Here is a 22,077-nt window from a genome sequence, read left to right as displayed (position 1 = left end):
CGGAGACGGCGCGGTTGTGTCGCTGGGCCTTGCTTGACCCGCCGCTTGCTCACGCGCGCGGTACCGTCCCGGCGCTGCACACGACCCCGTACATTCAATTGCAAACTGATCTAATGCCGCCGCCCCACCGCCTCCAACACTTCCAGCGTCTGCCGCGCCGCCGCTGCCCACGAAAACATCTGTGCGCGCTCAATTGCTTTTTCGCGCAATTCCCCACGCAACGCTTCATCCACGACCAGCCGCTCCAACACCGCCGCCAACTCCGCCACGTCATAAGGCTCGAAATACAACGCCGCCTCACCGGCGATTTCAGGCAAAGCGCTCATCCGCGCAGCGGCCACAGGCACCCCCAACGCCAAGGCTTCCAACAACGGGAACGAACACGTCTCGGCCAGCGAGGGATGCACGAAAGCGAGCGCCCCGCGATAGACATGTTGCAACTGTTCGCGCGCGCAACCTGGCACTTGCACGATGTTGCCCGTCAGGCCCAACGCCACGATTTGCGTTTCAATCTCGCGCCAGTAATCGGCATCAGCCTGATCGCCCACCAGCGCCAATTGCAATGCCGGATGCCGCGCGCGCACCCGCGCAAACGCCGCCACCAGCGTGCCCAGGTTTTTGTAGCGATGGAATTGCGAAACAAAAAGCAGATAAGGTTGCGTCAAGCCGAAGCGCCGCAACACGCCTTCGTCCAGCGGCTGCGCCCGTTCCGCCGCGCCCCAATCAATGCCGTGATGCACGACGGCCAGCGTATTCTCGGTGATGCCGAAACTCGCGCGCACACGCTCTCGCGTATCGTGGCTGAAGACAATCGTCGCCGCGCTGCACCGCGCCGCCCGCCCCATCAACCGACGCAACAACCGCAAGCGCCAGCGCCGCAGCGTCGAACGTTCGTTCGCAATCAGTTCGGCGCGCAACGGCATCGAATTGTGCAGCGCCAACACCAGCCGCGTGCGGCGTGGCAACCAGCCCGGCGCATACCCGGCGTTGGAAAACAGCACCTCCGGTTGCAGCCGCCACAGATGCCAGGGGAACACGACCAACCGCCAGAACAGTTTTACAACAGCCTTGCCAATCCAGACGCGATTGGTGGCCGCCAAGCCTTCGACGCGCTGCATCCGCAATTGCGCGGCAGGTGTGCCGTTCGCCATTTCGGTTTCGACCGCCGCCAGATCGCCGTTGTGCAGCACGATCAATTCGTGCCCCGCCGCCAGCCGCGCCAGTTGCGGCAGCAAGTGGGCGAGGTAGACTTTGCCGCCGCTCATCGCCGCTGTGCCGTCAATGACAATACGCATAGAAACTGCCTGAACGCGGCCACTCCCTGGGAGCCGCAGGCATCCCTGATCTGGCGAACTCACCACGCTGGCTTTAATGCCCTGAAGGGGCGACATTTAATAGCCGTGGGCACCGCCCACGGGAAGGCACGTGTCATCTCTCGACCCTGAAGGGGTCGCATCCGGTTACAAATACGGCCCTGTCAGGGCCGGGAACTGTCTTCGCGCGCGCCGGGGGCGTTGCCCCCGGCTATTGAATTTCGCCCTTTCAGGGCTTGCCACGCACACCATACATTCGCCAATAAGATCAGGGCGCCTGCGCTCCCAGGAATGACAACCTGGGTTTGATTAACTGATTGATGGTTCAAAGTTGCTGGTCAATAACCGCTGTCTTCAGCCAGCCCTGCGACATTCGGTAGGTCCTCGCTCACACGTTCGCGATAACGCAAATAATCAAGCGCCTTGGCTTTCACCAGCGAATCTTTCTCTGACAGCTTGGCGACGGCTGAAACCAAGCCGATTGAGCTATAGAACAACGTATCGCCGCCCATATAGGCGCTAAACAGCGCTTCGACAAAGGCAAAGATGAAAATCGTAAAGACCAGATTCATGAGCCAGCGTTCCTCATCCTCGCCTTCTGTGTACAGATATTTGCGGCCTGCTTGAATTACAAAAAGGCAGAGCAAGGCGAAAATCACCAGGCCGATTGCGCCGAATTCAGCCGCCACTTCGATCAGCACGTTGTGGGGATAACCCAATCCGCCCGTCGCATTGCCCGTGCCCACGCCGATGATCGGATAAGCCAGAAAGTCTTTGATTGCCAGATCAATCAAGACCAAGCGTTCTTGAATCGAATTCACATCTACTGGACGCACATCCGGCGCGATCAAGTCCTCATAAAAACTCGCTGTCGTATCGGGGATAAACCGGTAGGCAGCGACGAGCAGAACAAGGAGCACCGCAAAAACCTTGAACTTCACCTGCGGTCGCACACGTCCTAGCCAGACGACATAAGCAATCATTGCCACCACAAAACTCACCACCGGGCCGCGTGCGCCGCTGCGCAACATCAGGTAAACCGCCGGGAGGATGAGCACGACTTCGCGCAGTCCGAAGGCGCGCTTGGCCGAGCTGGTAAACAGCACGACCAAAATCAGTAAAGCATTGGCGATGCCGAACAGAATCGGGTTGTCACCTTTGTTGGCAAACGTGTAGATGGAAAAGCGCCCATACTCGCTATAAATCGGATTCACCAGCAATTCATAAAACGCCGGCAGAATCATCAGCACTGCTAGAAAGGCGCAGTAATAAAGCATCTGGCGTATCTGTTCGCGGGTCATCAGCAATTGGACGCCAAGGTAAGGCGCGATGACCAGCAACGGCGCGTATCCAATTTTGCGGGTCGCTTGTTGGTTATCCAGCGAGAACAGCAAATAGCTGATGAAGAACAGTGCGAAGAGCAATCCGAACATGAAATCAATCCGGTTCAATTCAAAGCGCCGCCGCTTGAGGGCCAGATGGATTCCACCTGCCAAATAGGCCACAGCCAAAAAGGCATAGAAACCGGCTGTCGTCACTGTCTCTGGCTCGACTTTCAGTTTGTAGAGCACGTAGAGATAAAGGGAAAAGCCGTTGATTTGAATGGCAAGTGCTAATTCGGGCTTCTTGAACAAAAACCATAGCGCGCCTGCACTCAATACCGCCACCGCAAAGGTGGCAATATCAGTGCGCACGAGCAGGCCGATGCTGGCCAAAAGTACGACCAGCACAAACGCTACTTTGCTCAAATCAATATTGTTTCTGACTTGCGACATCTACCTCACACTCTGCGAAAAGAAGCTACTTCGATTTATGTCTTAGCTAACATCCGTAAAACCGAACTGCCCAACCGCGCTACCCAACTCCGCTGATAGTTATTCCGTTGCGTAAACGCATCAGCCTGCGCATCGCGCACCACATACGGCGGATGTTGCAACGGGAACTCAATGGGGGCAACGGGCATATTCGCAAACCGGCTGCGGCGATTGCGGGTGTGCGTGCTGGCCGCGCCGAAGCCGATGTTCGACAGCAAATTGACGTTCGGCAAGATGCTCAAACCGTTTTGCAGCCAGCACGCGAACGTCCAGCAATAGGCCCAGCTATCCACTTCGCCGTCATACACGCGCTGAAACCCTCGCGTCCAATCGCGCACGGCGGCCCGCGTATCACCTCCATCGTGCAGCCAATCGTGCAAGAGGCCCCGGGCTTTGACCTCCGGCCACAGTTTCGTTTCGGCGTCGTAATGCCGCCACGCGCGCCGCCAACTCGCCCAGCCGACGCCGTGGTTGTAGCGCGAAAAATAATAACTGTGCGGAAAGCGCTGCCGTCCGAACTGAAAGTTGCTGCCCGAAATATGCATCACGCGCTCGTCGTCGGCATAGCGTTCCAGCAACTCTTCGCAAAACGGGAAAAACGTTGGATGCGGCAGGCCATCATCTTCCAGCACGATAGCGGCTTCGGTCTGGGCAAAAACCCACGCCAGCCCGCTGCTCATCCGCCGCCGTATCCCTAAGTTTTCCGCCGCGTAATTCTTGTGGACTTCGCAATCCCAATCAACTTGTTCAAGCACGGCGCGGGCAGCCTCGCATTGCGCCTGCTCGCCCGGCACTTGCGCGCGCGGCCCATCCGCAATCACCAACAGCTTGCGCGGACGCGCCCGGCGAATTTCAGCCAAAACCTGCGCGGTCAGTGCGGGGCGATTGAAGATGGTGAAGACCAGCGGTGTTTGCATTGCGATGAAATCGGCCTTGATCCGTTTGCAAGCTCGCCTTGCAGGGCGCTTGAGCGAGTGAACGCAATGGGATTTAGCGCGACCTAAAAACCCTGCCAGGGCGACATTCGATAGCCAGGGGCAACGCCCCTGGGGACATCATCAATGACGTGCAAGCCCTGAAAGGGCGAAATTGCATTTAGTTATTTCGCCCTTTCAGGGCTTGTATTTCAATATGCGGCTTCCCAGGGCGTTGCCCTGGGCTACTAAATGCCGCCCTTTCAGGGCTTCGAGCAGAGCATCATTTAGCTCTTTGCGCTATTCGCCAAGTTCCGGCACCACGTTTCCAACACCAGCGCCTTAAACGACAACGGCACCGACACGCCCAACGGAAAAGGCCCCGCCGCCCAACGTCGTGCCCACGCCGGATCGAGCACACCGGCTTGCACCAAATAACCATCCGCCAGCGTCGCGCCATACGCGGCAAACAACGCTTGATGCCATTGGCGCACGGGCGGATTGAAGCCGCGCTTCGGGCGTTGCATTACCCAATCCGGCACAATGTCTTGCAGGGCGGCTTTCAACCAGGCTTTGGGCGGCAGGCGAAAATCGGCCGCGCCTTTGCGCAATCCGATCACCAATTCGACCAGCCGGTAATCGAGCAAGGGCAACCGCAACTCGACCGAAGAAGCCATGCTCAACCGATCGCCTTGCGCGACGCCGTTTTCCAGCAAGTAGGTCTGGCATTGCAAGCGTGTCAATGCAACATCGAGCGGCGGCCACGGTTGCGGCAACGTGAACAAATCGGTCGCACGCGCGCCGTTGAGTTGCGCCGCAAACTCGCGCGCATAAAACGCCGGAGCCGCATGCTGGGCGGTCGTAAAATCAAGCAGCAAGTCGTAAAAGACAAGCTGCGCCGGGTCGCTGCGCCGGTCGCGCTGAAACTGTGCAAGCGAACTGCGCAACCCCGCCCCGGCCAGCGCCCACCGGAACCAGCCCATGCGCGTCCAGCTTTCCGGCGCTTCAAAACGCAGGTAATCAAGCAACGCAGGCTGGCCGTGCGGTTGCCAAGCCGCTTTGCGCAGGGATTGTTGCACCGCGCGCCGCGCCCAAGGGTAGCCCCAAAACAATTCGTCGCCGCCCTGCCCTTGCAACATCACCGGCACGCCGTGTGCGCGCGCGGCCTTCATCACGGCGTAATAGCCATACCCGGCAATATCCGAAATTGGATCGTCCTGCCAGTAAACCAATTGCGGAAAGAAGCCGACGACGTCTGCGCTGCTGACTTCGATCTCGTGACAGGGGATGCCCAGATGCGCGGCGAATGCGCGCGCCAGCGGGCGCTCGTCCTGGCGCGGCTGTCCGGCATAGCCCACGCTGAAGGCTTGCATGGTGCCCGGATATTGCCGCGTAGCCAGCGCTGCAATCGCGCTGGAATCCAGCCCGCCACTCAAGGCCACACCGACGGGCACATCCGCACGCACCACCAGCTTGCTGATTGTTTCCAGTTCAGCGCGAATCAATGCGCCCGGCTCGCCGCTGACGGCGGGCGCATCTTCCATCCGCCAATAACACTTCTCTTCGACGCGCCAGTTGGCCGTCTCAACCGTCAACAGATGCCCAGCGGGCAATTTGCGCACGCCCCGCAACGGTGTCAATGGTTCGGGCACGTAATGGTAGTGAAAGAAAAGGTTGACCGCCTGCGCATCAAGCTCGAAACGAATCTGCCCCGTCTGCAACAAGGCTTTCAACTCAGAGGCAAAGAACAATTGCTGACCGCTCTGGTACAGATAGAGCGGCTTTTCGCCCATGCGGTCGCGCGCCAGCAGCAAGCGTTGCCGCTGGTTGTCCCACAAGGCAAAAGCGAACATGCCGCGCAAATGCTGCACACAATCCAGCCCGCACTCTTCGTAAAGATGCAGGATCGTCTCGCCATCGCCTGCGGTGTTGAACCGATGACCGCGCTGCTGCAACTGTGCGCGCAGTTCTAGGTAGTTGTAAATCTCGCCGTTGACGACCAGCGCCAATGAACGGTCTTCGTTAAATAGCGGCTGCCAGCTTGAATCCAAATCAATGATGCTCAGGCGGCGCGCGCCCAATTGCACGTGCGTGCCAACAAACTCACCCGCGCCATCAGGGCCACGGTGCGTCAGAGCCGCACGCATGCGCTCGACCGTTTGTGTTTCGGATAATGGTGTTTGGCTGACTACGCCGCAAATTCCGCACATGGTTTTTGGTGGAAGGCGTTGTAACCATATCGCCTCCGTTTCTCAGCCCGCGCAGGCGGGCGGCAGCATAAAGCCTGGGGTGAAGGCGCAGCCGGAACCCCAGGGTAGCGTTTAATTAAAAATTTGAGCCCGTGAAGCGGGCGGCAGATATTCGCGCGCTTGCCACTATCTGTCGCCCGCCTTCGCGGGCTTGGCGTATAATCGCCAATGTTCCCAGGGTTCCGCGCGCTGACGCGCTGCACCCTGGGCTTTATGCTGCCGCCCGCCTGCGCGGGCTAAAACCGAATCCTTGTGCGCAACACGTTCTTTCACCAGCTTGTCATCAAGCACGCAGCAATTTGCTCACTACGCCCAGCGTGCGCAACAGCAGCGTGTTGCCGCTCAACCGGTTCAGCCATTCTTTGAGTTTGGGTTTCAGCAAGTGATCGGCCACGCCCACGCTGGCGCGGATGGAGCGCGCCCACTCATCATCCAGCCAGTTCAGAAAGAACGCCCGCGCATAATGCTGCGCCCGCCAACGCGCCACGTCGGGCAATTGCGATTCGCGATAAATGTGAAACGGCGGGAAAACCGTATCGGCGTACAACTGGAAACCCAAGCAGGTGGCGCGCACGCAAAAGTGGCGATCCTCGCCGCTGAAATCCAGGCTGGGGATGCGCGCGAACGAAACGCCGCGCTCCACTGCAACGCGTCTGAGCATCGTGCAAGCGCCCAAGCCGCCGACTTCGTATTGCCCGGCATCGCGCAAACGCAACACAGATTCCGGTGAATGGTAGCGGCCATCGTGCACATCCCAAACATTCGGCAGGTATGGTGATTGCGGCCACCAGCGCGTCCAGAAGACTTCAGAAACGATGGGCAGATCAAGCGCGAACAGATGCTCGATCAACGGCGGCGGCACACAAACATCGGCATCCACCAAAAACAGCGCGGCGGCGTCTGTTTTCAAAAACTCAGCGAGAGCGAAATTCTTGATGCGAATGATGCGGTCAACGACATTTGGTTTCCATTCGTGCGCGTCTTCGGTGCGCACATAAGCAGCCGGTTCGAGCGCGAGTTTGGGCAATACTCTGGCGGGATGCGTCGCGCAAAACCCGGCCAGCAACTGGGACGAAGCCGGATCGTCGTTATCGTCATAAAACCAGAATTCGAGCGCTAGGCGTTGCTGTTGCGCCGCTCTCAAGTCATGCAAGACCTCACGCAACACGGCTGACGCAACGCGCACGGGCGAAAAGACGATCACCCGTGGCCGCGCTTCCGCGAGCGCCTGTTTGTCTGGCTCAACATTCTGCATGCGTATCAACAAGCGCGCAGCGCCACTGGTACGGTACCGCGCGCGTCAGCAAGCGGCACGTCACAACTACAACAATGCGCCAACAGCCAGTGCGCCAACAGCCCAGGCTCCGCTTGCTCACGCGCGCGGTACCGTTTGGCTGTGCAAAGCGCGCAACCGCAACCGTGCATCCGTCCCCAAAATCACCAGCCAAAACACTGCCAAACAAAGCGCCGTTGCCCACGCCACGCCCGGCGGGCCGATGAGTTTGCCCAAGCCCCACGACAACACCAGATTCGTCAGCCCAGCCAACGGGCCGAAGATCGTTTGCGAACGCAGCGCGCCGAGGCCGTTCAGCAGAATGGCGATGCAACGCGCGCCGGCGTTCAGGCATTCGCCCACCGCCAACGCCAGCAACAAATGTGCGCCCGGTTTGATGTCCGCCGTCACCAGCCAGCGGAAAAGCCAGGGCGCCAGCCAACCCAGCGCAAGCGCGGCGGGAACCACCACCAGCAAGCTCAAAGTGACGGAATGGCGAAAGGTCCGGGTCAACCAAGCGACATCGCGGCGCGCCAACGCTTCGCTGTACGCCGCCCAAAGCGGCACGACAAAGGCCGCCTGCACCGCGCCCAGGTAGTTAAACAAGCGCAAGGCCGTGCCGTATTCCGCCACCGCCGGCGCGCCGAATAATTGCGTCACGATGATCAGATCGGTTTGCAACAACGCCAGCATTGCCACTTGCGCGACCCACAATTGCGCGCCATTGCGCAACAAATGCCGCGCCCGCGCCCAATCGAAATGCCGCCAAGCGGGCCGCAACGCCGGACGATGCCAGCCGAAAAAATAGAGCGCGGCGATCAATTCGCCCGCCAGCCAACCGCCAATGAATCCGCCCAGCAAGCCTGCCAATCCGGCTTGTGCGCGCATGGCGCTGAGCAACCCGCCCAATGCCAGCACACCGCACAAGGCGCTCCACAATTGGTAAAGATAGCCTTCCTGAAAGGCCGCGTAGAGGCTGCCGATGACAGACGCCAACATGCGCAAGACGAAGCAGATCACCACGACCATCACGGCAGCGACCAGCTCGGCTGGCGCAACGGCGGGGCCGACATTGAAAACAGCCGTCCAGTTGATGAAGGGATTGAAGCTGAAAAAGAGCAAGAGCAACAGTCCGGCGCTGGCTAAGCTCAGCCAGCAGGCGCTGGCGACCACTTGTTGGGCGCGTTGTTGATTGGCCTGCCCATCCGCCGCCGCCAACTCATTGACCAGGCTATTCGCCAGGCCCAGGTCTGCCAGCATCACCCAATTCACCGAACTAACCAGCAAGAGCCATAAGCCAAACTGCTCTTTGCCCAAGTAGTGCGAAACGAGTGGTAAGGCAAGCAGACTGAGCGAGAGCGTAAAACCTTTGGCCAATAGCGTCGCCGCGCCCGTCATCCCTGCGCGCAGGCGACGGCGCTGTGCGTGATTGTCAGCTTGAAGAGTTATGCGCACACAATCTAAGTTCGATAAAACGCGGCGACCTGCTCCACCACATACGCCTGCATCTCCGCCGTCAATTCAGGATAGATCGGCAGCGACAACACTTCGGCGGCGGCCCGTTCGGTTTGCGGCAAGTCGCCGGTGCCGCAGCCGAGAAAGGCGAAGCATTCCTGCTGGTGCAGCGGCACGGGGTAATACACCTCGCAGCCCACGCCCGCCGCGTGCAGGTGCCGCAGCAATTCATCGCGCCGAGCCGCGCGAATCGTGTATTGGTTGAAAATGTGGCGGCGTTGCGGGCGCGTGATGGGCGTAGTGATTTCTTCGAGCGCCGCGGCGGCAAAGAGTTGATCATAGCGCGCCGCATTGCGTTGGCGCGCGGCGTGCCAGCTTTCCAAATACGGCAGCTTCACGCGCAGGACAGCGGCTTGCAGGGCGTCGAGGCGCGAGTTGATGCCGATGACCTGGTGGTAATACTTGGGCTGCATGCCGTGCACCCGAAGCAGGCGCAATTGCGCGGCCAACTCGTCGTCATTGGTCGTCAGCAAGCCGCCTTCGCCCGCGCCGCCCAGATTCTTGGACGGGAAGAAGCTGAAACAGCCAATCGTGCCCATCGTGCCCGCGCGGCCATCTTCGCCATAGGCCAGATAATCGGCGCCGATGGCTTGGGCGGCGTCTTCGACCACGGGCAGGCGGTGATGGATGGCGAGGTCGAGAATGGTTTGCATCTCGGCACACTGGCCGAACAGATGCACGGGCATGATCGCTTTGGTGCGCGGCGTGATGGCGCGTTCGAGTTGGACGACATCGAGATTGAAATCGTCGGGCGCGATGTCCACAAACACCGGTGTCGCGCCCAGCCGGGTGATGGCGCTGGCGGTGGCGAAAAAGGTGAACGAGACGGTGACGACTTCGTCGCCGGGGCCGATGCCGAGCGCCTGCAAAGCTAGCAACAGCGCATCGGAACCGGAGCCGCAGCCGATGGCATGTTTGACGTGGCAATAGGCGGCGGCCTCGCGTTCAAAGGCTTCGACTTCGCTGCCGAGGATGAATTGCTGGCTGTCGAAGACGCGTTCGACGGCGGCCAGCATCTCGGCGCGCAAGGTTTGGTGTTGTGCTTTGAGATCGAGTAACGGAACTTTCATAAGGATGCGGGCATTTTCGTAGTTTGCTGCCAGCTTGTCCAACTCGCGGCGGCTCGCTAGGAGGCGCAAGCAGTGCTCTTGCAACATCGTCGGCAAGAGCACTTGAACGGCTCCGCTGATTCCCGACTCCTGACCCCTGACTCCTGATAGCTTGAAAATCAGCCAGTATTTTTAAGTTATCAGGAGTCAGGGGTCAGGAGTCGGGAATCAGCGGAGCGTCTTTGGCGGGTGTTTTGAGGACTTTGCAAGAGCACGGCAGGCGCAAAAGTTTTCCGTCCCGCCACAGCCTGGTCTCGTCCAAACGCGCGCTAAAGATGCCCGGAGATTTGTTTGGTGATTTGGAGGTTCAATGATTTCACGCAAGCTCACCTGCTGCTGCCCGCTCAAGTTCTGGCTGTTGTTGCTGATTGGTTTGAGCAGCGCCGCGCCACGTCTGCACGCCGCGCCACGGCAAACTTATCCGCCCGCCGTGCAAGCCCTGCTGGATTGGGCGCGCGCGAACAATCCGCAACACTATCAATTCGCGCTCGACCAAGGCGCGCAAATCGGCGTCACGGCGGATCAACGCAGCTTTTATCTGGTTTGGTATCCGGCAACGCAAACCGGTTTGCCCGCCGACAAACGTTCGTTGATCGTGACGATGCACGGCACGGGGGGCAATGCCTTCACCGAATTTTTCCTTTGGTACAACAGTGCCCAGCAACACCAGCACGGCGTACTCGCGTTGCAATGGTATTTCCCGGCCAACACGCCGCCGAATGATTATTACGCCCCCGCCGAAAGCTACAGCGCGTTGGCGGCGGCGCTCAAAGGGCAAGCGTTCAAGCCGGGCCGCGCGCTCTTTCACGGCTTCAGCCGGGGCAGCGCGAATAGCTATTACGTCACCATGTTTGACCGGTTGAGCGGCAATCACTTTTTCGGGTTGAGCGTGGCGAATTCCGGCGGCGCTTCGACAGATTATCCGCTTTATCTCGACATCGTGGCGGGACGTTTCGGCGTGCGTCCGTTGGCGGGTACGCGTTGGATCACTTCGTGCGGCGAACGCGATCCGAACCCGGAGCGCGATGGCTGCCCGGCCTTGCGGCGCACCGACACCTGGCTGTTACAGCAGGGCGCAAGCCTGGACATGGTCATCGAAGACAACGCGGGCGGCCACGGCGTTTTTGAACAAGTGCCGCGTTATCTGGATGCCGCGCTGACGCTGTTTGAAAATCTGCTCAGCGTCGGCAAGCAAGTGTGGACGGCCAAACCCGACACGAGCTTTCGCATCGCCAACGCCAACATCCCCAACGTCGGATTGGTCAACTATCAAAACACTTGGCAAATCTGGCTGATCGTCGGCGGGCAAGGCGGCCTCAGGCTTTTTCGCTCGGCGAACGGCGACAACGCGACAAACGGCGAAGCCATTCCCGGTCTGGCGAGCGCCTTTGCCGGAACGGGTTTCACGGCGACCGAAACGCTGCCGCGCGTAAGCGGCGACGGCAAGATCGAATTGTATTCGCTGGGGCTGGCCGGGCCGGGCACGAATCAAGCCGTGTTGTATCGCTTGCGGCAAAACGACAACGGCACATTCAGCTTGAATCCGGCAAACGCCGTCTGGCGCGGCGCGGCGGCGGACAATCAATTCATCGGCGTGCCGGATGTCTATGCAACGAACGACGGCAAGCTGCGGCTGATGTATGTCGCACGCGGTACGGCGCGTTCAAATGCGCGCACCGCGCTGTCGAGCGATGGCGGCCAAACGTTCGCGTTTGAATACGAAAACCCCTACAACGACCTCAACGTCACGACGCCCTCCGCTGAGAACACCAACGTAGACCCCGCTGTACTCAAACTCGCGGCGGGCGGCTTTCTCTCGGTCACGATGCGCGCCAAGCGGCTTTACTTGCATGCCAGCACCGATGGGCGCGTGTTCACGCCCTTGCAACAGGCGGCGCTGGACGCGGCGCAGTTGTTTGCCAATGGCACGGGCTTCTTCGATCCGACGCTGGTGCAAACAATGGATGGCCGTGTGTGGATGTATGTGACGCTCGAAACGCTGGGCGGTGTGAGTTCGGTCGTGCGCGTTGAATTGATCCAAGCCGCGCCGCTCGCGGCTGTTTCCGCCGCCAGTTTCAAAGCCGCCGCCCTCGCGCCCGACAGCATCGCGGCGATCTTTGGCGCGAATTTGACGAACGCGACAGCGGCGGCGAACACGACGCCCTTGCCCACGACGCTGGCGGGCAGCCGCGCGAAGCTGCGCGACAGTCTCGGCGTCGAACGCGAAGCCGGTTTTTTCTTCGTCTCGCCCACGCAAGCGAACCTGTTGCTGCCCGGCGCGGCGGCGACTGGCTTGGCGACGTTGACGCTGACCAACAGCGACAACCAAACATCGGCCAATGTGCTCAACCTCACGCCCGTCGCACCCGCGCTCTTCACGGCCAACGCCAGCGGGCAAGGCGTACCGGCGGCGGTGCTGTTGCGCATCCAGGCCGATGGCGCGCGCAGCTTTGAGCCGGTCGCGCGTTATGACGCGGCGCAAAACCGCTTCGTCGCGCAACCCATCGAATTCGGCGCGGCGGGCGATCAACTGTTCCTGCTGCTGTTCGGCACAGGCATTCGTGGCCGCACATCATTGGCGAATGTCACGGCGACGGCGGGCGGCGTGAACGTCCCCGTTGGCTTCGCTGGAGCGCAGGGCGATCTCGCGGGTTTGGATCAAATCAATTTGGAACTGCCGCGCGCCTTGGCCGGGCGTGGCGAGTTGGAGGTGAGCGTCATCGTTGAAGGACAGGAATGCAATGTGGTGACGATTCGCGTGGGCAATTGACAAGAAGCTGTTGCCACAGAGGCACAGAGACACAGAGGGTGGCGAGAGAAATTGAAAAACCTCTCTCTTACTCTGTGCCTCTGTGCCTCTGTGGCAAGGCTTCGTTGACAGTTGGTACATTGACCAAAGCCACAATCAACAAACACACCAGCGCATTCGCCGCGATCTGCAAATTGAAATCCAGGAAGCTGTGCACCGCGATGCCCAGCAGCGCAATGCATCCACCAGCCCACAACGCGCGCTCCTGACTGCGCAGATAAACCAGCTCAAGCCATTGGCGGCGCATTTGACGCAGCAATGCGACGACGAACCACAGCAACAGCAAGCCGCCGAGCGCCCCCGCATCGGTCAGCAATTGCAGGTAATCGTTGTGCGTTTGTTCCAGCCGTTCCAGCTTTGCCGACGAATGACCATAGCGCGGATAGACCGCTGGGAACGCGCCCAGACCTACGCCAGCGATGGGATGATCTAGAAACATGCGCCCCGCCGCGCGCCAGTATTCCAGTCGCGTAACGACGGAGTATTCCTGCGCGCCCTGCCCTAACGATTGAAAACGCCAGAGCAAGCGGTCGGCGCCGATCCACAAGGCCATGACGGCAATCAACAACACGATCAAACCGATCATGGCAGGCGCACTCAGCAAACGCCGCCGTTCGTCGCGTTGCCAGCGCCGCGCCAGCCAAAGCAGCGCGGCCAATTGCACGACAAAGGCCAGCATCCCGCCGCGCGAAAGTGAAAAGAGCAACGCCGCCGCCATCAACACAACGGCAAACAGCCACAACGTGCGCTGCCCTGCTTCGACACGCGCAAACAGCGCGTAAGCAAATGGCAACGGCCAAAGCAATTCCATCAAGCCAGCGAAGTGGTTGTAATTGGCGTAAGGGCCGAACGGCGCGACGTAAGGTGACGCCGGGCGCAGCCAATAGAATTTGCCGTTCCAGGTCAATTTCTGCACGATGGCAAATAACGCGAGGCTGCCGCCCAACGCTGACAGGGTGATAAGTAATTTGCGCCGCCGTCCCGCGTCGCGCAGCAAATGCAACGCCACGCCAAAATAACAAAGCAGCGCCAGCAACTTGACGGCACTCTCGCGCGTTGCCTGCGCATCCAGCGAGAGCGTGCGCCAGTCTTGTGTGGCTTGGAAAACATCGTTGGCGGAGGTTGCCGCACGCAACGGCAACAGTTGAATTGCCGCCAGCAGCAGCAACGCCAGCAACGGCGCAGCCAAGCGCCAGTTGGGCCAGGCAACGCTCGGCTCAAACGTCAGCCGCGCCGCCAGCAAGACGCCCAGCAACAACGCATTCAATTCAAACACCGCCAGCGACCACGGCTCGACGGTGCCGTAAGCCAGCGGTGCCAGCACGGCGGTCAGCAGCAGGTTGATGAACAGAAGGCTGTCGAGCTTTTTCATCGCTAACGAAATTCAATCAAGGTTATCCAGCAACAACGAAAGCTTCGCCGCAGACGAACGCGGAGAAACGCGGATCAAGCCAAATCAGCGTCTTTCCGCGCTCATCTGCGGCTGATGTTTAGGGGGAAATCTCCAGGCTGAAATCGTCCAGCCAGACTTCGGCGATATGGCCGGTGTTGACCTCGGTCAATTGCGGCGCGCGGATCGTCAGGCGCAAGGCGCGTGTTTCAGCCGGCGTCGTAAAGGTCAGCGCGATTTCGCGCCAATCCTGCGTGCCGGTCGGCACGGGCGCACGCACGGCGAAAAGCTGCGGGCGCACGGCATCGGTCAATTCGATGAAGGGCGCATTGTCAGGCGCCTTGGTGGTCTTGGCGAAGAAACGCAGCCGGTATTGCGTGTTCGGTTCGACGACCAGCAATTGCGCGGGGCCGAACAACTCGCTTTTCATTTGCGCGGCAAAGGTCATGCGCCAGACGTAACGGCCCGCGTGCGCCTGTGCATCATCGCGGCGCAAGAAGACTTCGGCGTGCGCGGCTGGTTGCCAATCGAAACCTGCCGGGTCGGTGATGAATTCGCGTTCGAAGCCGCTGTTATAGATCAGGTTGGGCGCAGTCCAATCAGGCGTGCCGGTGCTGAGCATGAAGGTGCGCCAGAGTTCGCGCGCTGCTTGAAAACGCCCGTTGGCTTGCGCCGCGGCGAGCAGGCTGGACAGGATGTCGCGGCGTTCCCGCGGTGCGTTGGGGGGCAACCCGCGCCAGATTTCCAGCGCCGGATCGAGGGCCTGATGCTCGGCCAGGTATTTCGCCAGGTAGGCTTGCGCCCGCGCGTCGGGCGGCGCGATTTGCCGCAAGACCGCCAGATTCATGCCCAGCCCTTGCGCCACGGCTTCATAAGCATTGAGCGTGGCGCGGGCATCCGTTTCGCCAGCCGTTTCGCCGGAGAGTTCCAACGCAACGCGAAATTCACGCAAGGCTTCTCCTGTACGCGCACTGCGCAGGTAAAAGTTGGCGAGCGTCCAATGCGTCTCGAAATAGCGCGGGGCGAGCGTTTGAGCTTGTTGGTAGGCGCGTTCGGCTTGCGCGATTTGATTGTCGCTTTCGTATCCGCGCGCCAATATCAACCAAAACCGGTAATCAAAGGGCGAAGCTTTAACCGCGCTTTCAAGTTCGAGTAAGCCTGTGGCTGGTTGGGGAGCTTCAGCGTCATAGAGCAGAAATTTACCATACGCGGCCAATGCATAAGGATTGGACGGCGCGTAGGCCGCAGCTATTAAACGGCTCGATCCTTCATTGCCGGAGATGATCAACGAAGTCGCCAAGAATTGCCTGATGATGAAGGCGCCGCAGAAAAGGGCGGGGGCAAGAACGATGATGAGCAGCAGCAGGCGTCTGTGCATTGGCAGTTGTCGGTAATCGGTAGACGGTAGTCGGTCTAGCACAAAGCTGCTGACTACTGACTACTGACTACTGACTACTTTCTTCAGCGTGGTGGTAATACGAATACTTGTAATTGTAGTAATACCCTTCGCGTTCAAGGTCAACGTGGTTGAGCACGACACCGAAAATCTTGGCGTTGACGTCAATCAGGGCCTGTTTGGAACGCACGACGGCTTCGCGCGGCGTGTGGCCGCTTTTGACGACGAGGGCGACGCCGTCTACTTGGGGGGAAATGATGAGCGCGTCGGTGACGTGAATCACCGGCGGCGAATCAATCACGATGTGATCGTAACGATCCTGCAATTGCGAAAGCAGAATGCGCAGCTTGACCGAACTGAGCAACTCTGACGGATTGGGCGGCACGGGGCCAGCGGGAATCACGTGCAGATTGGGAATGTCGGCGGCTTCCTGCACGACTTCATCGAGCGGGATGTCGCGCGAGAGATAGGTCGAAAGGCCGACTTCGTTTTTGGTGTTCAATACCTTGTGGCAGCGCGGGCGGCGCATATCGCCATCCAGCACGATCACGCGCGCGCCGGTTTGGGCCAATGAAATCGCGGTATTGGCGACAATGGTCGTTTTGCCTTCGCCGGGATGGCTGCTGGTGATGAGCATCGTGCGCGGCGCGTGTTCGGCGGACGAAAGCAGTAGCGAGGTGCGCAAGGCGCGATACGATTCGGAATAGGCCGACAGCGAATCGTGGCTCGACACCAGTTCGTGACTGTTGTCGCTGCCGTTGCCATTCGACAGCGACAGCGCGGTGCTCTTGCGCGCGCCGTAACCGTAGCCCAGCCCTTTGCGTTTGCTCAGGCTCTGTAGCGACGGGATCGCGCCGAGCGGCGGCAGGTGCGTGATGCGTTCGACATCTTCGGCCGTATTGATCGTGTTGTTCAGATATTCGATGAAGAAGGCCAAGCCGATGCCTAACGCCAAGCCAATCAATACGCTCAAGCCAATGTTGAGCGGCTTGTTCGGTTTGACGGGCGCGATGGGGACTTCGGCGGTTTGGACAACGCGGATGTTGGTCGGATGGAATTCACTCTCGACCCCGGCTTGGCGCGAACGTTGCAAGAGGTCGTCGTAAATTTTGCGGTCAATGTCCAGCTTCTGTTTGATGACGTTGAGTTGGACGGATTCGCGGTTTTGCTGAATCGCTTCGCCTTTGGATTGTGAAAGCGAGACTTTCAGGTCGGCCTCTTTGCGGCGCGCGACTTCGTATTGCGTCTCGATATTTTTGACGACGTTCTTTTTGGCCGCTTGCAATTGCTCTTTGAGATCGTTGACCTGTTCCTGCACCTGTTTGACCGCCGGATAACCCGGTTGATATTTAGCCGAGAGGTTGGCGAGTTCCTGTTCCTGCTTGCTCAACTCTTTCGAGATGTTTTGCACCATCGTGTCGTTGAGCACTTGCGGCAAATCATCGGGCGCGGCCTCGCGGCTGCGCTGATAGAGCGCCTCGGACTGGCGGCGTTCATTCTCGACCTGGACGAGTTGTTTGTTGAGTTCGGAGGCGCGGTCGAGCGTGATGTTACCTTTGTCCAGATCGAAGGAAATGATTTTGTGTTCGGTCAAATAGGCGCTGTAGGCCTGCTCGGATTTGCGCAGTTCTGCTTCGGATTCGAGGAGCTTTTCTTTGAGAAAGTCCTTGGCGCTCTCGACGCCCTGCACGCGGTTTTCCATTGACCAGCCGATGTATTGTTCGGCGGCGGTGTTCGCCACATCGGCAGCCAGTTGCGCGTTGTAGGCGTCGAACGAAATCGAGACGACGCGGCTCATGCGTCCGACGGCGACGTCATAGCGGTTTTGAAAGGTGTTGACCAGCACGACCTGGCGTTCGTTTTCGCTGAGCGGGTTCTTGGTTTTGAGTTTGAATTCGTCGTGCTCGGTGAGTTTGAGCTTGTTGATGATGCGGCGCGCCAGATCGCGGCTTTGCAGGATTTCAACCTGCGTTTGCATATACAGCGGATTGAAAACGTTGGCCGTCTCGACCTCCATAATGCGCTGGCCGCTCAGCACGCGTTCGGTCTCTTTGCCGATTTTGACCTTGACGGTGGCGCGATAGACGGGCCGCGTCATGTACGTCGCTATCGTGACCAGTGTACCTAAAATGAACAACGTCGAAATCACCACCCATTTGTGACGCTTGACGATGCGCCAGTATTCGCGCAATGAGTTCTTTTCGACTTCGAGCGCCGGATAGCGCGCTGAACCCGCCGGATACCCAATCGGGTATCCTCCTGGCGAAGCGGGCACGCCGCCCTGCCGCCGCTGCATCTCATTGCTGGGTTGCGGGACATTGACCAGAGCGTTGCGATTGTCGTCGTTGTAATTCATCGGTAGTCGGTAGTCGGTAGTCGGTAGTCGGTAGTCGGTAGTCGGTAGTCGGATTCAGCGAGCATCAAAGCCGCCAACCGGCTACTGATTACCAGCTACCGCAAAATCCCCCAGCCCAGCGAACTGGCAACGCCGCTGGCGAGCGCCTGCACGATGGAGCGCGCCTGCTTCCTGTTGGATGATTCGGGCACGAGCACAACATCATAAGGACGCAGCAGGATATCTTTCTTCGGGTCTTTCTCGATCTCGTCCAAGCTGACGACCTGCTCGGTGCGCTGATTCTTATTCGATCCGTTCGCGCGCCAGAGGCGAATTTCTTTGCGCTTCGTGTCTTGTTGCACACCGCCTGCCATCGCCAGGGCTTCGGTCAAGGTGACGTTTTCTTTGACCGGATAGGGGCCGGCGTTTTTGACGTTGCCAGTGACGTAAATCACCCCGGCTTCAGGCACATTGACCAAGTCGCCGTCGCGGATGACGCGATTGAGTTCGGGTTTGCGAAACAATTCCTTCAAGTCAATCGTCTCGATGCCCTCTTCGCCTTTGGTATGCACCAGTTCGACCAGTTCGCCTGCCTTATCGGTTAAACCGCCCGCGAGTCCGATCAGATCGTAAAGCCGTAATTCGCGCGTCAACGCAATGCGCTTGGGTTCCTTGACTGCCCCGGCAATGCCGGCGGCCAGCGCGTTGTACTCTTCGATAAAGACGGTGACTTGGGGTTCCTTGAGAATCGTGAGGAACTCTTTTTTGAGTAATGCGGCGGCCTGATGTTCAGACAAGCCGCCCAGTTTCAATTCGTGATTGATATAGGGCAGTTGAATCGTGCCGAGTTCGGTGACTTTGACTTTGCGTTTGAGGTCGGGTTCGCCTGCGACTTCGATCAATAGAACGTCGCCAGGGCCGATATGATAATTGGTGGAACTATTGGTGGCCGGATCAATGGGCGCGGTGTTGACGGTGCGCAAACGGGCAGGCGTGTCTTGCGCGCTAACCGCTGCATGAAAAAACCAGAGCGCGGCGCAAGCCAAGAGACCGGGAACTAAGAAGGGATGCCGTTCAGTGCTCATCTTACCAACCCACACCTCTTCATCTTAAAGAAGAGCGTAATTTCATGATTACAGATTGCGCGTCACCAGAATGTGTTACGGGGAGAGGGTACGCGCACGCTTGAAGGAGAGGAGGCAGGGGCGTTATTTCAATCTTCTTTATTGCTTTTATTGCTGCTTTGTTGATGCATTTTCGCCCCGCTGTTTCCTTACGGAGCATTCAAGCATTTCGCAACGTCATTGCGCGATGCGCCGGAAACACCCGCAATGGATAGTTCCGGCGCAATTCGCCAAAACAGTTCAATCGTCAGCCACGGCTGACATCCTGCTCACCCACTTAAGGGCGGAAGCCGCTGACCGGCGGGGGCGGGGGCGGATCGTCATTGCACTTCACCGCACAGATAATACCCGCGACAGCACCACCTAATCCCAACAGCAGCAAGGCCAGCGCCCGGTCAGACAATTTTTCATCCTTCGGCGGAACCAGCCGTGCACATTTTTTCGGATCAACCTGGCTAGACGCCGTGACCGCCGTCGTGCCCGCCGCCACATATTCGACTTTGTTATCCGCCAGCAGCTTGGCGTCGCTGCGCAACGCGGCCACTTGAGTATTGCCGCAATTCACATCAACGGCGAGCATCGCAGGCTGCTTGCCCTCGCTGACAGCAGTCCCTTTGGCGGTCGCCACTGAAACAGCCACGCCCATCGGCGCATTCACGACCGCGCGGCCCGCGCGCAGATTGCCGCCGATTTGGGTCGGGGCGAAGCGCACCAACATTTCCGAGTGCGGTCCCAACTCAATGCGACCCAGTTTACCCAGGTTAAGCGAGGCATAGCCGTTGGCAGTTTTGAGCGTGCTGTCGCTGAAAACTGTCGCGCCCGCGATGGCCGGAGTGCCGTTGAGCGTCACCTCTCCGTTGAGCATCAATTCGCCCGCCGCTTTCGGAGCGCTCGCGGCCAAGGCCGCGCTGCTCGTGAGCGTCGCCAAGCTGGTCATGGTCAACATCAGCCCGACAGTGAGCGCCTTCCGAAAAAGAGATGGTTTGCGAATCATTTGGTTCCTCCCGTGTACAGAAAAATCTGTTTTGAATCCCGCTTGGAACCGGCCCGTTACGCCGCCGGTCAAGCTTGTGTATGTGGATTGGATGACTTCAAAAAATAGCGAGCAAGAATGCTGCTCAAAATGTAGCGGCAGCTTAGCGTAAGCCCTGGGCTTTTTCAAACTTAAACTGTTGGCGCTGCTGAAACTTCCAGCGGGGCAAAAGCGAGTGCAGTTTTACCTGAAACCATTCGATCAGTCAACGCTTGCGCCACCCTCCCGCTCTTCCGCTCTTCCTCACTTCACAACAAGGTACGATACCAGGCAATCGTGCGCGTCAGGCCTTCTTCCACAGCCACGCGCGGTTCCCAGCCCAGCACTTCTTTGGCCCGCGCTATCTCAGGTTTGCGCGTTTTGGGATCGTCCTCGGGCAGCGGACGATACTCAATCTGGCTGGCGCTGCCCGTCAGTTTCAAGATCAGTTGTGCAAATTGCAAGATCGTCAATTCGACCGGATTGCCCAAATTCACCGGCTTGTTAAACGGCGTTTCCATCAAGCGGCGAATGCCTTCGACCAGATCGGCCACGTATTGGAAGCTGCGCGTTTGCTGCCCTTCGCCAAACACCGTCAGCGCCTCGCCGCGCAACGCCTGATTGATAAAGGTCGGCACCACGCGCCCGTCGTTCACGCGGTTGCGTTCGCCATAGGTGTTGAAGATGCGGATGATGCGCGTATCCACGCCATGCTGCCGGTGATACGCCATCGTGATGGCTTCGGCGTAGCGTTTCGCTTCGTCATAAACGCCGCGCGGCCCGACAGGATTGACGTTGCCCCAGTATTCTTCCGGTTGCGGATGGACAAGCGGATCGCCATACACTTCGGAAGTCGAGGCCAGCATGAATTTCGCGCCTTTGGCTTTGGCGACGCCCAGCGCGTTGTGCGTGCCCAGCGCGCCGACCTTCAAGGTTTGAATCGGCAGTAAAAGATAGTCAATCGGACTGGCCGGGCTGGCGAAATTCAGCACCCAATCGAGCGGGCCAGTGACGTGAATATGATTGCTGATGTCGTGGTGGATGAATTCAAAATTTGGATTATCGCGATGACGCGCGATGTTGCTGACAGCGCCGGTGACGAGATTGTCCATCGCGACGACTTGATGGCCTTCGCCAAGCAAGCGGTCGGTCAAGTGGCTGCCGATGAAACCGGCCCCGCCGGTGATTAAGATTCGCATTACGCTCCTTGAAAGAACAAATTTATAAATTGATTACGCAGCTTGAGAGAATTGCGCTACCAGAACCGGACGCAACGTGGTCAATTCGGCCTGATGATCGAGGATGCGTTCCAACTCCTCCAACGTGCCGCCGGTAAAGTATGTCTCGCCGCAATTGCCGCAAACCATCGTCGGCACTTGCTCAACTACCAACCACTGTTGGTCGCGCTCAAACAACTGCGGCTTGTATACTTCGCGCGCCGCCAATTGCCCACAGAACGAGCAGACGCGCATCGCCTTAGTCTGACCGCGCAGCTTTTGATTTTTCGCCTTAAGATCGTTCATAGTCAAAATTGAAAACTCAGGTACACAGTAATCACGACCGTATCATCGGGGCCAAGTTTAGCAACCATCTCAATGACACGGCCATCCCGCGCCTCTCCTTCGATGACGTACTTCCACTCACCCCACTTCTCGTCCCATTGACGCTCAGTGATTGTGCCGTGCAGCACGCAATGCTTCAAGTCCGAAGGCCACAATGCATCATCCAACATTGCCTGGAACGCATGCTTGGGAATCGTCAATTGCCCGGCCCGAACCCGCTCACGCATTTTGACCAGGATGCGCTGAAACAGACACCCTCCAA

General features: G+C 58.9%; 16 protein-coding genes. 1 reads left to right on the top strand and 15 read right to left on the bottom strand.

Features of this window, described 5'->3' with window-relative positions:
* Positions 1-110: 110 nt before the first annotated feature.
* The 7 genes from HY011_02010 to HY011_01980 all read right to left on the bottom strand — a co-directional run bounded on the left by HY011_02010 (position 111) and on the right by HY011_01980 (position 10,148).
* Entirely contained in the window at positions 111-1,295 is a 1,185-nt protein-coding gene (locus HY011_02010; protein MBI3421691.1) for a glycosyltransferase family 4 protein, read from the bottom strand.
* Positions 1,296-1,651: 356 nt separating this feature from the next.
* On the bottom strand, positions 1,652-3,088 hold the full coding sequence (locus tag HY011_02005) for an O-antigen ligase family protein (GenBank protein ID MBI3421690.1): 1,437 nt from the start codon (positions 3,086-3,088) through the stop codon (positions 1,652-1,654).
* A gap of 35 nt (positions 3,089-3,123) precedes the next feature.
* Entirely contained in the window at positions 3,124-4,044 is a 921-nt protein-coding gene (locus tag HY011_02000) for a glycosyltransferase family 2 protein (GenBank protein ID MBI3421689.1), read from the bottom strand.
* A gap of 284 nt (positions 4,045-4,328) precedes the next feature.
* The gene (asnB, locus tag HY011_01995) at positions 4,329-6,251 is read right to left on the bottom strand and encodes an asparagine synthase (glutamine-hydrolyzing) (GenBank protein ID MBI3421688.1); all 1,923 of its coding nucleotides are present in this window, start codon (positions 6,249-6,251) and stop codon (positions 4,329-4,331) included.
* A gap of 322 nt (positions 6,252-6,573) precedes the next feature.
* Positions 6,574-7,545: a hypothetical protein gene (locus HY011_01990; protein ID MBI3421687.1), complete on the bottom strand. Its 972-nt coding sequence runs from the start codon at positions 7,543-7,545 to the stop codon at positions 6,574-6,576.
* 117 nt (positions 7,546-7,662) lie between these two features.
* Positions 7,663-9,018, bottom strand: coding sequence for an oligosaccharide flippase family protein (locus HY011_01985; GenBank protein ID MBI3421686.1), 1,356 nt, complete (start codon positions 9,016-9,018; stop codon positions 7,663-7,665).
* A 5-nt stretch (positions 9,019-9,023) separates the two neighbouring features.
* Positions 9,024-10,148, bottom strand: a complete 1,125-nt coding sequence (locus HY011_01980; GenBank protein ID MBI3421685.1) for a DegT/DnrJ/EryC1/StrS family aminotransferase — start codon at positions 10,146-10,148, stop codon at positions 9,024-9,026.
* Positions 10,149-10,497: 349 nt separating this feature from the next.
* Between HY011_01980 and HY011_01975 the strand changes: the two genes are divergently transcribed.
* On the top strand, positions 10,498-12,957 hold the full coding sequence (locus tag HY011_01975) for a hypothetical protein (protein MBI3421684.1): 2,460 nt from the start codon (positions 10,498-10,500) through the stop codon (positions 12,955-12,957).
* A 67-nt stretch (positions 12,958-13,024) separates the two neighbouring features.
* Here HY011_01975 and HY011_01970 read toward each other — a convergent pair whose 3' ends face one another.
* The 8 genes from HY011_01970 to HY011_01935 form a co-directional block, all read right to left on the bottom strand.
* Positions 13,025-14,368 (bottom strand): O-antigen ligase family protein, encoded by a 1,344-nt coding sequence (locus HY011_01970; protein MBI3421683.1) that lies wholly within the window; start codon positions 14,366-14,368, stop codon positions 13,025-13,027.
* Between the two features lie 118 nt (positions 14,369-14,486).
* Positions 14,487-15,764 (bottom strand): hypothetical protein, encoded by a 1,278-nt coding sequence (locus tag HY011_01965; protein MBI3421682.1) that lies wholly within the window; start codon positions 15,762-15,764, stop codon positions 14,487-14,489.
* Positions 15,765-15,831: 67 nt separating this feature from the next.
* Positions 15,832-18,138: a polysaccharide biosynthesis tyrosine autokinase gene (locus HY011_01960; protein ID MBI3421681.1), complete on the bottom strand. Its 2,307-nt coding sequence runs from the start codon at positions 18,136-18,138 to the stop codon at positions 15,832-15,834.
* A gap of 95 nt (positions 18,139-18,233) precedes the next feature.
* Positions 18,234-19,202 carry an SLBB domain-containing protein gene (locus tag HY011_01955; GenBank protein ID MBI3421680.1) on the bottom strand — a complete coding sequence of 323 codons (969 nt, stop codon included), beginning with the start codon at positions 19,200-19,202 and terminating at the stop codon, positions 18,234-18,236.
* Positions 19,203-19,518: 316 nt separating this feature from the next.
* Entirely contained in the window at positions 19,519-20,235 is a 717-nt protein-coding gene (locus HY011_01950; GenBank protein ID MBI3421679.1) for a hypothetical protein, read from the bottom strand.
* A gap of 287 nt (positions 20,236-20,522) precedes the next feature.
* The gene (locus HY011_01945; GenBank protein ID MBI3421678.1) at positions 20,523-21,452 is read right to left on the bottom strand and encodes an SDR family oxidoreductase; all 930 of its coding nucleotides are present in this window, start codon (positions 21,450-21,452) and stop codon (positions 20,523-20,525) included.
* A gap of 33 nt (positions 21,453-21,485) precedes the next feature.
* Entirely contained in the window at positions 21,486-21,776 is a 291-nt protein-coding gene (locus HY011_01940; protein ID MBI3421677.1) for a type II toxin-antitoxin system MqsA family antitoxin, read from the bottom strand.
* Between the two features lie 2 nt (positions 21,777-21,778).
* Positions 21,779-22,042: a DUF4258 domain-containing protein gene (locus tag HY011_01935; GenBank protein MBI3421676.1), complete on the bottom strand. Its 264-nt coding sequence runs from the start codon at positions 22,040-22,042 to the stop codon at positions 21,779-21,781.
* Between the last annotated feature and the right edge of the window lie 35 nt (positions 22,043-22,077).

The sequence above is a fragment of the Acidobacteriota bacterium genome (genome assembly GCA_016196035.1).
Taxonomy (GTDB): Bacteria; Acidobacteriota; Blastocatellia; order RBC074; family RBC074; genus JACPYM01.
Note: the sequence above shows the minus strand (reverse complement) of the source record. Positions and strands in the feature narration are given on the sequence as shown.